This window comes from Rufibacter sp. JT20002, assembly GCF_056491185.1.
The window spans coordinates 782,896-795,648 of record NZ_JBSZJY010000001.1 but is presented as its reverse complement, the minus strand read 5'-3'; the positions used below and the strand labels follow the sequence as shown (position 1 = coordinate 795,648).

9 protein-coding genes are annotated in these 12,753 nt (G+C 51.2%); 8 read left to right on the top strand and 1 reads right to left on the bottom strand.

Annotation, left to right across the window (positions count from 1 at the left end):
- The first annotated feature begins 128 nt into the window (after positions 1-128).
- The 5 genes from ACW9SV_RS03180 to rodA are packed head-to-tail and all read left to right on the top strand — an operon-like array spanning position 129 to position 5,724.
- Positions 129-1,157, top strand: coding sequence for a rod shape-determining protein (locus ACW9SV_RS03180; RefSeq protein ID WP_479555288.1), 1,029 nt, complete (start codon positions 129-131; stop codon positions 1,155-1,157).
- A 12-nt stretch (positions 1,158-1,169) separates the two neighbouring features.
- Positions 1,170-2,087 (top strand): rod shape-determining protein MreC, encoded by a 918-nt coding sequence (gene mreC, locus ACW9SV_RS03175; RefSeq protein WP_479555287.1) that lies wholly within the window; start codon positions 1,170-1,172, stop codon positions 2,085-2,087.
- Entirely contained in the window at positions 2,080-2,604 is a 525-nt protein-coding gene (locus ACW9SV_RS03170; protein ID WP_479555286.1) for a hypothetical protein, read from the top strand. The genes mreC and ACW9SV_RS03170 overlap by 8 nt, the downstream gene beginning before the upstream one ends.
- Positions 2,601-4,436, top strand: coding sequence for a penicillin-binding protein 2 (mrdA, locus tag ACW9SV_RS03165; protein ID WP_479555285.1), 1,836 nt, complete (start codon positions 2,601-2,603; stop codon positions 4,434-4,436). The genes ACW9SV_RS03170 and mrdA overlap by 4 nt, the downstream gene beginning before the upstream one ends.
- 10 nt (positions 4,437-4,446) lie before the next feature.
- Entirely contained in the window at positions 4,447-5,724 is a 1,278-nt protein-coding gene (rodA, locus tag ACW9SV_RS03160) for a rod shape-determining protein RodA (RefSeq protein ID WP_479555284.1), read from the top strand.
- Positions 5,725-6,030: 306 nt separating this feature from the next.
- Here rodA and ACW9SV_RS03155 read toward each other — a convergent pair whose 3' ends face one another.
- Positions 6,031-7,077 carry a hypothetical protein gene (locus ACW9SV_RS03155; protein ID WP_479555283.1) on the bottom strand — a complete coding sequence of 349 codons (1,047 nt, stop codon included), beginning with the start codon at positions 7,075-7,077 and terminating at the stop codon, positions 6,031-6,033.
- A gap of 34 nt (positions 7,078-7,111) precedes the next feature.
- Here ACW9SV_RS03155 and ACW9SV_RS03150 point away from each other — a divergent pair, with 34 nt between their 5' ends.
- The 3 genes from ACW9SV_RS03150 to ACW9SV_RS03140 all read left to right on the top strand — a co-directional run bounded on the left by ACW9SV_RS03150 (position 7,112) and on the right by ACW9SV_RS03140 (position 12,006).
- Complete coding sequence (locus tag ACW9SV_RS03150; RefSeq protein WP_479555282.1) at positions 7,112-7,432, top strand: 2Fe-2S iron-sulfur cluster-binding protein; 321 nt, start codon at positions 7,112-7,114, stop codon at positions 7,430-7,432.
- Between the two features lie 279 nt (positions 7,433-7,711).
- Entirely contained in the window at positions 7,712-8,305 is a 594-nt protein-coding gene (locus ACW9SV_RS03145) for a thymidine kinase (protein WP_479555281.1), read from the top strand.
- A gap of 422 nt (positions 8,306-8,727) precedes the next feature.
- On the top strand, positions 8,728-12,006 hold the full coding sequence (locus ACW9SV_RS03140; protein ID WP_479555280.1) for a S41 family peptidase: 3,279 nt from the start codon (positions 8,728-8,730) through the stop codon (positions 12,004-12,006).
- Positions 12,007-12,753 lie beyond the last annotated feature (747 nt).

Below are 12,753 nucleotides of genomic sequence, written 5' to 3'. Positions count from 1 at the left end.
ACAGAACTGTCTCATGCTCAAGCGTAATTATTAGCGGGAAATACGTAATTTTGCGCCATTGTAGTACCTTGTAGCGAAAATAGATTTCATATATAGCGTTCTGACGGAGACCGCACCACTGACGAATAATGGGATTATTTAACTTTTTCACTTCTGATATAGCGATTGATTTGGGTACAGCCAATACCCTCATCATTCATAATGATAAAATTGTCGTAGACGAACCTTCTATCATTGCCTTAGACCGCAGAACCAACAAAGTGTTGGCTGTGGGTCGCGAAGCGATGCAGATGCACGAGAAAACCCACGAAAACATCAAGACGGTACGCCCCTTGAAAGATGGCGTAATCGCTGACTTTACGGCCGCCGAGATGATGATCAGGGGGATGATCAAGATGATTGACAAAGGCAAGAAGCGCTTGTTTCAGCCCTCGTACCGCATGGTAATCTGCATTCCGTCTGGTATTACTGAAGTGGAAAAGCGCGCGGTGAAAGACTCTGCTGAGCACGCCGACGCCCGCGAGGTTTGGATGATCCAGGAGCCAATGGCTGCCGCTATCGGGATTGGTATTGACGTAGAGCAACCCGTGGGTACCATGGTGGTAGACATAGGGGGTGGTACCACTGAAATCGCGGTAATCGCCTTGTCTGGTATCGTGTGCGACCAGTCTATCCGGGTAGCGGGTGACGTGTTTAATAAAGACATTCTAGACCACATGCGCCGCCAGCACAACCTATTGATTGGCGAGCGTTCTGCTGAGCGGATCAAGATTGAAGTGGGAGCGGTACTCACCGAACTGGACAACCCGCCGGCTGACTTCGAGATCAGAGGCCGTGACTTGATGACCGGTATTCCTAAGGTGATCAAGGTAACTTACCAGGAGATCGCCATTGCACTGGATAAATCAGTTTCAAAGATTGAAGAGGCTGTTCTTAAGGCTCTGGAGATTGCGCCACCAGAACTTTCCGCGGATATCTATGACAACGGGATTCACCTTATTGGAGGGGGAGCCCTGCTGAGAGGCTTGGATAAACGCCTAGCTGCTAAGACCAAATTGCCTATTCACATTGCCGAAGATCCATTAAGAGCTGTGGTGCGGGGCACTGGAGCTGCCGTGAAAAACATTGATGGCTTCCGCAACGTGCTGTTGAGCTAAGCGCACGCGCCCATGCGGAAACTATTTATTTTCATCTTCCGGATTAGGGCTTTCCTGGTGTTTTTGCTTTTAGAGGGGGTTTCCATCTACCTGCTGTACCGGAGTAACACCTATCATAGTGCTGCCTTTTACCAGTCTTCCAACTATTACGTGGGGCGGGTGCTGGAACTGCAGAGCCAGGTATCTGACTATTTCCGCCTGACGGAAGTGAACCAGAGCCTGGCCCTGGAGAACGCCCGGTTAAGGGCCCAGATCACCCAGATGCAGGAACAGCAGTTAAATGACAGCCTGGGTACCCCCAGAGATTCACTGTTTGCGAGCCTACCTCCAACTCCTGCTCCAAGAGGGCCTAACGATTCTCTTGTGGCTCCGGTAGATTCATTGGGGCCATTGGTGTTCACGTATCGTCCGGCCCGGGTGACCAGTAACTCGGTGCGGGGGCTGAACAATCACTTGGCGCTCAACGTGGGCTCCGATGCTGGAATTCAGCCTGGCATGGGTGTTTTAACCGCCAACGGGATTGTAGGAAGGGTGAAGGCGGTCTCTAAGCACTATGCCACGGTTACGTCCCTGTTGCACTCCCAGACTTTGATTTCAGTGAAACTCAAGCGGAACAAAAGCTTAGGCTCCATCCGCTGGGACACGGAGAACCCCAAAACGGCCAGTCTGCATTATATTCCGTTGAGCGAAAAAATCTTCAAGGGTGATTCTGTGGTGACTTCCGGGGCAGGCGGTATTTACCCTCCCGGCATTTTGGTGGGCCGCGTGATCAGCGTGCGCAAAGAGCTGGACAAAAGCTTTTACACCATTTTGGTGGGGCTCAGCGTGGACTTTGAAAAACTGTCTTACGTGTACGTAGTGGAAAACAAACGCAAGCCGGAACTTGACAGCTTGCTGATCAGATCAGGCATAACCGAAGGCAATGAATAGTTTCAGGTTCATCCATTTAATCCAGTTTGTGCTGCTGATGAGCCTGCAGGTGCTGCTCATGCGCAACCTGGTGCTGTTTGAAACCGGGTTCTGCTTTGTGTACATCGGGTTCATCCTGTTCCTTCCCATTGAGATGGACAAGGTGCTACTGCTACTGCTGGGCTTTATCTGCGGATTCACCATTGACTTGTTCTATGACACGTCTGGGGTGCATGCGGCCTCTACCGTGCTGATGGCGTATTTGAGACCTTCCATGTTGAAACTGATCACGCCCAGAGATGGCTACGAAGTGTCTGACCACGCCAGTTTGCCTTCTATGGGGTGGCGCTGGTTTCTTACCTATGGGCTTACGCTCATCTTTGTGCACCATTTCACCCTGTTTTTTCTGGAGCTCAACGGATTTAAACTGATCGGTTTTACGTTAGCCAAGATAGTGGCCAGTACACTGTTCACCGGAACGGTGCTGGTGATCTTTCAAATGTTATTTTTCGAGCGAAGGGCAAGAGGTTTTAGATGAAATACTTAGAAGGCCGCAAATACGTAATCCAAGCAATCTTTATAGCAATTGGGGCGGTTTATCTCATCAAACTTTTCTACATACAGGTACTGGACGGAAGCTATAAGACCGCTGCCGAGACCAACGCGTTACGGAGGGTGGTGCAGTATCCGTTCAGGGGATTGGTCTATGACCGCACTGGCAAATTACTGGTAGAAAACACCCCGGTCTACGACTTGATGGTGGTGCCAAAAGAAGCCAAAGCCATTGACACGCTCAAATTCTGCCAACTGGTGGGAATGACCTTGCCCGAGTACCGGGAGAAAATCAAAGCCGCCAAGGCCTATTCCTACGTACGACCCTCGCCGTTTCTGCAACGCCTCACCAACACTGAGTTTGCCGCCATTCAGGACAATCTGGTGGATTTTCCAGGGTTCTACATCAATGCACGTACCGTGCGGGGATATCCACACAAAAGCCTGGCGCATGGTTTGGGCTACATCGGCGAAATCAGTCCTCGGCAATTGGAGGATACTGCTTATAAAGGCTATCGGCAAGGGGATTATCTAGGCATCAGCGGGCTGGAGCGGGAGTATGAGCAATACCTCATGGGCAAACGTGGGGTGAAATACACCATGGTGAACGTGCGCGGGATTGAGAAAGGATCGTTCAAGAACGGAGCCTATGACACGCTCTCCCAAGCCGGCCAGAACCTGGTAACCACCATTGACCTCAAACTGCAGGAATACGCCGAGAAAATGATGGAGGGGAAGACCGGCAGCATTGTGGCCATTGAGCCCAGCACCGGTGAAATCTTGGCCCTGGTTTCTGCCCCTTATTATGACCCTTCGCAATTAACTGGTAAGGAGTTAGGCAACAACTACATGCGCTTGCTCAGAGACCCGGTAAAACCCTTGTTTAACCGGCCACTTATGGCTACGTACCCTCCGGGGTCTATCTTTAAATTGGCGCAGGCGCTGATTGCGTTGCAAGAGGGAACCCTCACCCCAGAAACGGGTTACGCCTGTAATTGGTCCCTTGTGAGATGTTCGCACCGGCACCCGTATCCGGCTAATCTGGGCATCGCTATTGAGCAATCCTGCAACCCTTACTTTTACCAGGTATTCCGGTCAGTGGTGAGCAGGGGCAGATCCAGCAATGTCTACAAAGACACCAAACTGGGCTTGGATGCCTGGAACAAGCACATCAAGAGTTTCGGGTTTGCTTCCAAGTTAGGCATTGACCTACCCAACGAGAAGAAGGGATTGATGCCCAATGCGCAGTTCTATGACAAAATCTACGGTGCCAAAGGCTGGAAATTCCCGACCATTTACTCTGTCAGCATTGGGCAAGGCGAGACGGGGGTGACTCCCTTGCAGATGGCCAATTTTGCGGCCATTTTAGCCAACCGAGGGTATTACTACACGCCGCACATTGTGCGCTCAGTGGGAGAGAAAGGTAAACCGCTCCCTGAGTATTCGGTGAAGCACTACACCTCGGTGGACCCAAGGCACTTTCCGCCAGTGGTGGAGGGCATGCAGAAAGTAGTGGAAACCGGTACCGCCCGCTTCGCCCGGTTAAATCACATTGGGGTGGTGCTCTGCGGGAAAACAGGTACGGTGCAGAACCCCCACGGGAAAGACCACTCGGTGTTCATCGCCTTCGCGCCAAAGGACAACCCTAAGATTGCGATTGCGGTGTATGTGGAGAACGCGGGTAGCGGTGCCATTGCGGCGGCCCCTATGGCCAGTTTGGTGGTGGAGAAATACTTAACCGATACCATTAGAACCATTAGCCGGAAGCGTTGGGAGAATGACATTATCACGGGTAGTTTTTATAAGTGGGGTGATTAACGGATAACACATGCGGAATTCCTATAAACTCACACAAAACATTGATTGGATTACCGTTGGGCTGTATGGGCTAATGGTTATTCTGGGTTGGATGAACATCTATGCCGCGGTATACAATCCCGAGAACGTGACAAGCATCTTTGACTTCACCCTGAACTCCGGGAAGCAGCTGGCTTGGATCGGCACCTCGGTGGTGATCATCATCATGCTGTTTGCCATTGATTACAAAGCCTATGATTCTTTGGCCTATGGAATTTATTGGTTTGTGATCCTCATCCTGCTGGGTACGTTGGTGTTGGCTTCGCCGATCAAAGGTTCGCGCTCCTGGTTGGTGATCACAGAATCGGTGCGGTTGCAGCCCGCTGAGTTTGCCAAGTTTGCCACGGCACTGGCGGTCTCCCGGTTCATGAGCAGCATCAACTTGCGGCAGCAGAACTGGAAAGACCAGGCCAAGCTAGCCGGATTGGCCTTGCTACCACCTATGATCATCATCCTGCAGAACGAAACAGGATCTGCGCTGGTGTTTGCCGCCTTCACCCTGGCCTTCTTCCGGGAAGGCATGTCGCCCTTGATCTTGATTATTGGCGCAGTGGCGGTCTTTGTATTCGTACTCACGCTCCTCATTCCGCAGTGGTACCTGGCTGGTATCATTACGGTGCTGATGGGCGCCTACATGTGGCTGAACTTCCACCGGATCAAGCGGTACATGCCTACCTATATTGGCATCTGGGTGGCGGTTCTGGCAGTAGTGTTCAGCGTAACGTATTTCATTGATAACATTTTGCAGGAGCACCAGCAAAACCGGATCAAGGTACTGGTTGACCCCGAGATTGATCCTTTGGGCGTGGGCTGGAACGTGACGCAGTCCAAGATAGCTATCGGCTCGGGCGGGTTCTTCGGGAAAGGGTTTCTGGAGGGGACGCAAACCAAGTTTGACTTCGTGCCCGAGCAAAGCACCGACTTTATCTTCTGTACCGTGGGCGAGGAACACGGCTGGCTGGGCAGCCTTGTCATTATTGGCCTGTTCATCGGTCTGCTCACGCGCATCATCTTCGTGGCCGAGCGGCAACGTTCAGTGTTTGGCCGTACTTACGGGTATTGCGTGGCGTCTATCATCTTCTTCCACTTTCTGGTGAACATTGGCATGACCATCGGGCTGGCCCCGGTAGTAGGAATCCCATTGCCGTTCTTCAGTTACGGTGGGTCTTCCTTATGGTCGTTCACTATTCTGCTCTTCATCCTGCTGGCTATTGATGCCCACCGGAAACTGGATTTAGGCCGCGGGTAATGTGAGTAGGTTATCAGGTAGCAAGTATCAAGAACAAACCCCTTTCGGGCCTGTTTCAACAAAACAGGCCCGAAAGGGGTTCTTCATTTATGATTGAAGTGACTCTTTTTACCGATTAGTCTCTTTCTAGGGACTGCCGCTGACAAGTCATTCGGCTGCTATTAGAACTTGGCGTAGTGGTTGATTTAGATAACCGAGAGTATGGATGTGCGAGGTTCCAAAGGGAAAGACCTAAAAGCAAAACGCCCGCCTCTTCTGCAGAGGCGGGCGTTCTACCTATGTTTTTAAAAAAAGAGGCAGAAAAGCTTAAGCAAATTTGCGCTCAATCAGCTTGGTGAGTTTCTGCACGTGTTCCTCTTTGCGGCTCCAGTTGTATTTGCTGCCTACGTCCTGCACCAGGTAACGTTTGGCTTGGTCTGAGTTGTCGTACTCATCCAGTTGCTTGATCACGGCATGGTAGGCCATGTTGTCGCCCTCAAACAGTTCGTTGATGAAAGCAAACCGCTGGTTGATGGAGATAGCCTCCTTCAGAGAACCGATTTTCTGATCCTGTTGGCGGTCGGCCATGGAAGCAACCAGAGGTTGTTTCAGGCGCTCGTTCAGGCTGGGTCTTTGCTCAGTTTGCAGGCGCTCGTTCAGCTTGACCTCAGTGTTCAGCGTTGGCCGGAAACTTGGTTGCGGAGTAGCTACCTGAGTGCTGGCGGCAACCATAGGGGCCGGAGCAGGAGCAGCTACAGGCGTGAGCAGTTCATCGGTCCGTAAGGGTTGCAGTTCATTGAACCGGGCTACCAGTTCGTTCACTGTTGTGCGCTCTCCTTCATGCTCAGCCAGGAACCGGTTCAGCTGCGAGGAGATTTGTTGGCGGTCCAGTTGGCTGTCAGACAAGGTGTCCAGAAATCGGCGGTACAGGTCTTTGTCTACATCCTGGTACTTAAGTGTTTCCTGCAACTTGGCCACTGATAGGTCATCCATGCGCATGAATTTCTCCTCAAACACGGCCACCGGCTCCAACACGGTGCGTAGCGTATCTTGGATAGACTTGAGCAACAAAGGCTCAAAGTGCGGGCGCTTGATGGAAATTTTCCGGGAGAGTACGTTCATGAACTGCACCAAGGCATCTTTCACCTCGGGGTGTTCAAAATCAAAGTACGGGCTGCGTAGATTGGCCATCTCATGGTTCCAGAGCGTGAGCAGCTCTCTGATCATGTACAGGTTCACCTGTTTGATAGGCGTAAAGGAAATCAGTTGTTGAGCGGTAACGTTCTCATGATGAGCAAAATGTTCTTCGCTGAGGCGTTGGGCAAGGGCCTGGCTGTACTGGGCCAGGCGTATTTGATTATATTTGTCTTTCATTGGAGGAAGCATACGCTCGTAAATATAGCGAAATATGGCCGAATTAACGGTTTCTAATCTGGACGGAATTGTGGTGAACGTAGCCCCAGGCCAAACGGTTCTGGCGGCCCTGCAAGCCGCCCAGATAGACTGGATGCACGCTTGCGGCGCTAAAGGCCGATGCACTTCCTGCCGCATGATAGTGCTGGAAGGCGCCGAGAATCTAGCCCCAGATACTGCCCCTGAGACCCGTTTCCGCAACAACGGCCGCCTCAAACCCAATGAACGCCTCACCTGTCAGGCGCAGCTCACTGGTCCCGTTACCTGTCGCGTTCCCCATCAAACGAAGCTCCCGCACATTTCTTATACCAAGTGAATTGACGAAATGCGAGGTGGGGTGCATGGATAGGGTTATTTGTAATCTGGAGATGTAGCCCAACATCATGGCCAATCAGCACTTCTTCAAATTTTCAAATACACCTATTCTCACACTAAATTCATTTCTTAATCATTCAAAATGTTGACTGACAGGCTATTGGATAACTGTGTGGAAAAATTGTTCATTAGGAAAGGGGAGGGGGCTAGTACCTTCGTTTTGTGATTGGGCGCACCTATTTCCCCAATTACGCAGTTTTTCAATCATTCAGTAGAAGTTATGTTCATAGAACCAAGGGTGGGAAACCGCCAACAGACCCAGAAGCGCGGTTGGATAGAAGTGATTTGCGGTTCTATGTTCTCGGGCAAAACCGAAGAATTAATCCGGCGGCTTAACCGCGCCAAAATTGCCAAACAGTGCGTGGAGATCTTCAAGCCCGCCATTGACACCCGCTACCACGAGGTAGACGTAGTCTCGCATAATGCCACCAGCATCCGTTCCACCCCCATCCAGTTCGCCAACGACATGCTCCTGCTGGGCAGCGGCTGCGATGTCTTGGGAATAGACGAGGCCCAATTCTTTGACGAGGCCATCACCGAGGTCTGCGTACAACTCGCCAATTCGGGAACCCGGGTCATTGTTGCCGGTTTGGATATGGATTACCTGGGCAAACCCTTCGGCCCGATGCCGGCTTTAATGGGCGTAGCCGAGTACGTGACCAAAGTACACGCCATTTGCGTGCAGTGCGGCGACATCGCCTCTTACTCCTTCCGGAAAGCCGCCTCCAAAGAGAAAGTTCTCCTGGGCGAAACTGATTCCTACGAAGCCCGCTGCCGCCACTGTTTCCAGGAAGGCTTGAAAGGAAATTTTTAAAGGGAGTCCTGAGTCTGTAGTTCTGAGTCAGGTTCTGAAAGCCGTTTTACCACTGATTTTCTGAAAACAGAGGTAAAACGGCTTCCTTGTTTCAGATGAATATTAATTTCTTTGACTCGGAGTTGCAGATCCGCTGGCGCGAGCCTCCAGCTCGTGTCCACACGCATTCCTGATGTTGTAGGGGCAATCCCTTGTGGTTGCCCACTACATTTGCTTATGTTAGGGCAACCACAAGGGATTGCCCCTACACTCAATAAAATTGCGCCTATCTATTTCAAGGCTGTTTTCCTAAAAACACCTTCAAAACAAAGGTTATACTCCAACTATTTTCCTGAAAAATAAGCCTAAACCGTGCTTCTTTTGAATAAGCGGGAACATTGCTTACATTTAGTATTCCAATCTAACAAACAACCGCTTACATCATGAAAAAGAGGTTTCTAGCCATTTTGGCCCTTTGCTGCGCAGGTAGCTTGGGAGCCATGGCCCAAACCCAAACCCCTCTCTGGCTTAACACCCCGGCGATCTCGCCCGATGGCCAGACCATTGTCTTCAGTTACAAAGGTGACCTGTACAAAGTAGCCGCGGCCGGCGGTAACGCCACGCCCCTCACTATGCACGAAGGCTACGAGTACATGCCGGTCTGGTCTCCGGACGGAAAATCCATTGCCTATGCTTCTGACCGCTACGGCAACTTTGACGTGTTTGTCATGCCTGCCCAAGGTGGCGAAAGTAAACGCCTCACGTTTCACTCATCAAGTGATGTGCCCTCAGACTTTACCCCAGACGGGAAGAACGTGATCTTCTCCTCTGCTAGAATAGATGCCGCCCCCAATACCATGTTCCCTTCGGCGACCTTTCCTGAGTTATACAGCGTTTCTCTGGGTGGTGGCCGAAATGCCATGGTCCTGACCACGCCTGCCGAAGCTGCCAAATACAACGCTTCTGGCGATGTGCTGATCTACCAAGACAAAAAAAGCTTGGAGAACAATTTCCGGAAGCACCAGACCTCGTCCACTGCCCGTGATATCTGGACGTACAACACCAAAACCAAGCAGCATACCAAACTCACCGATAACGTGGGCGAGGACCGTCAGCCGGTGTTTACCGCCAATGGACAAGAGGTGTATTATCTAAGTGAGCAGCCCAACGGCACGTTCAACGTGCGCAAGATGAGTTTGCAGAATCCGAAGCAGAGCGCCGCGGTCACCAATTTCAGCAAACACCCGGTACGTCACTTGAGCGGTTCTAAAGATGGCGTGCTGTCGTTTACCTACAACGGCGAGATTTACACCCTCAAGCCGGGCGCGCAGCCGCAGAAAGTAGCCATTCAGCTGTATTCAGATATCCGCTCCAACCCCGAGACTGTACTGCCCATTTCCGGTGGCATGACCGAGATGGAGGTATCGCCTAACGGTAAGGAAGTCGTGTTTGTGAACCGGGGTGAGGTGTTCGTGTCATCGGTAGATGGGGGCATTACCCGCCGCATCACCAGCACGCCGGAGCAGGAGCGGAGCGTCAGCTTCTCGCCAGATGGCCGCAAAATCCTGTATGCCAGTGAGCGCAATGGCAGCTGGAACATCTATGAAACCAGCCTGGTACGCAGCGCCGAACCGTACTTCTATGCTTCCACGGTGCTGAAAGAAGAGCCCGTGATTGCTACGGCAGCCGAGGAATTCCAGCCAGCGTATTCACCAGATGGCAAAGAAGTGGCGTACCTGGAAGAACGCGTAACCCTGAAAGTGGTGAACAAAGCCAGCAAGCAGGTGCGCACCATTCTGGGCAATGCCAACAACTATTCCTACTCAGACGGAGACCAGTACTTTGAGTGGTCACCAGACGGGAAGTGGTTCCTGGTACAGTACAACCAGCCGAAGCAGTGGCTGAGCGAAGTAGGTTTGATTTCAGCCAGTGGCAAAGGCGAGATCATCAACCTGACCCAAAGTGGCTACTATGAGAACAGTCCGCAGTGGATGATGGGTGGTAAAATGATCACCTTCTACTCTAACCGCGAAGGTCTGCGTGGAAACGGAAACAACTCGGGTACTGGCGACATCTATGCCCTCTTCACCACGCAGGACGGTTTTGACCGTTTCAAACTGAGCAAAGAAGACTTCACTTTGTTAGAAGACCTAGAGAAGCGTGAAGCTGCGGCAGGCGGTGCTTCAACAGACAAAACTGACCCCAAGAAGAAAGGCAAAAAAGGAGAAACTGCTAAAACTCTTGCTCCGGCTGGTATGACGCTGGAGCTGGACAACCTTCCCCAGCGCAAAGCCCGTCTGACGGCTACCTCTTCAGACTTAGCCGATGCCGTGGTGACGGATAAAGGCGACCGCATGTTCTACCTGAGCCGCTTTGAGAAAGGCTATGACCTATGGGTGACCAACCTGCGCGACAATGACACCAAACTGCTGGCCAAACTGGGTGCCCGCGGCGGAGACATGGTCATGAGCAAAGACGGCAAGAACCTGTTTGTGTTAACCGAAGGCAAAATCCTGAAAGTAGACACCGAGAACGGCAAGCAGGAGACCCTCAAGGTGAACGGCGAGATGAACCTGAACGCTGCCGCTGAGCGTGCCTATATGTATGATCACGTGATCCGGCAGTTGGACAAGAAATTCTACGTGAAAGACCTGCACGGCGTAGACTGGAAGTTTTACACCGAGAACTACCGCCAGTTCCTGCCGCATGTAGCCAACAACTATGACTTCGCCGATGTGCTGAGCGAATTGCTAGGCGAACTGAATGCCTCCCACACCGGCGGTCGCTACAGCCATCGCTCGGCCAACCCAGACGCGACAGCTTCGTTGGGTTTGTTCTATGACGAGCAATACACCGGTCCGGGCTTGAAAGTGAAGGAAGTCATCAACCTGAGTCCGTTTGACCGCGCCAGCTCCAAAGTGAAGCCGGGCATCATCATCGAGAAAATTGACGGTCAGCCTATTGAAGACAACACCGATGTAGACCAGCTTTTGAACCGCAAATCGGGTAAGTACACATTGGTGTCTCTGTACAACGAGAAAACGAAGCAGCGTTGGGAAGAAACGGCAAAGCCGATCTCGGGCACGGAGTTGAGCGAGTTGCTGTACCAGCGTTGGGTGGAGAGCCGCCGCAAGGAAGTGGATCGTTTATCAGGCGGTCGCTTGGGTTATGTGCACATCCGGGGCATGAACGATGCCAGCTACCGCACGGTGTATGAGGATGCTTTGGGTAAAAACGCGACCAAAGAGGCGCTGGTGGTAGACACCCGCTCCAATGGCGGCGGAAACCTGCACGATGACCTTATCAGCTTCCTGAACACCAAGCAGTACGCCGAGTTCATCCCGCGCGGCCAGAACCTCTCAGACGAGCCTCGCAACAAATGGACTCGTCCGTCTATTGTGGTGATGAACGAAAGCAACTACTCAGACGCGCACATCTTCCCGGTACTCTACAAAGAACTGGGCATCGGTAAAACCGTGGGCATGCCCGTGGCCGGAACCGGTACCTTCGTGTGGTGGGAAACCCTGATTGACCCCACCATGGTTTTCGGGATTCCGCAAGTAGGCTACCGCACGCTCAGTGGCGGCAAGTTCCTGGAGAACGCCCAACTGGAGCCAGATTACCTCATAGCTAATGACCCCGCCCTGGTAGCGCAAGGACGTGACCAGCAAATAGAGAAGGCAGTAGAAGTGCTACTGAAAGAATTGCCTGCGAAGAAGTAATCTCCTAGAATAATGGATAATTAGAAGCCCTGCCTTTTGGTGGGGCTTCTTTGTTTTTAAGCTATTTTGGAGAAATTGTGCTCGAAACCACCTTGCTTGGGAATGGATAACATACTTGTAAAACTTGCCTTTGGAGTTCTCTCGCTTTCACTTTTGGTTTATTGTACAGGTTGTTTGGTGTCCAATCACATGTTTATTCCCCAGAATGCCCAGAAACAGACTAATCTCTTAGTGAAAGGTAATAGATATGCCTTTGAGTGTTATGCTCCCTATTATAGCAATGACCTTCTGGAAATAAACTTCACCAGCAAAGAGGATTCTACATCACGAACAGCTATTAAGAATGTGAAACCCTTCATCGTTGATGGCAAGGATACTATTCAACTAATTTTAGATAAACAAAAGCCAAAGAGTACTTACATTTTCAGGCATACGGGAATAAAGAGTGCAAAAAATGTTTTTGTACAGGTTGAGTATGTTAAAGACCCTCAGGATTCATTGACATTGAAACAAATTCACTCTCTCAAAAGGGTTCGGGACTATTTCTTCACTATCCATTGAGATAGATCCTTTATGCACTGTATCTGGCCCATTCCATTTGTCATCTTGAAAGGACCTTGTGGCGAATTAGATTGACTCCGCACAAGCGCTACTACCGTTCGCCCACAAAATCTTTACAAGATGACAATAGGAGAGAGGCAAGAGAGGAGAGGCATTATCTATTTTTCACTCCTTTCCCAAAAAACA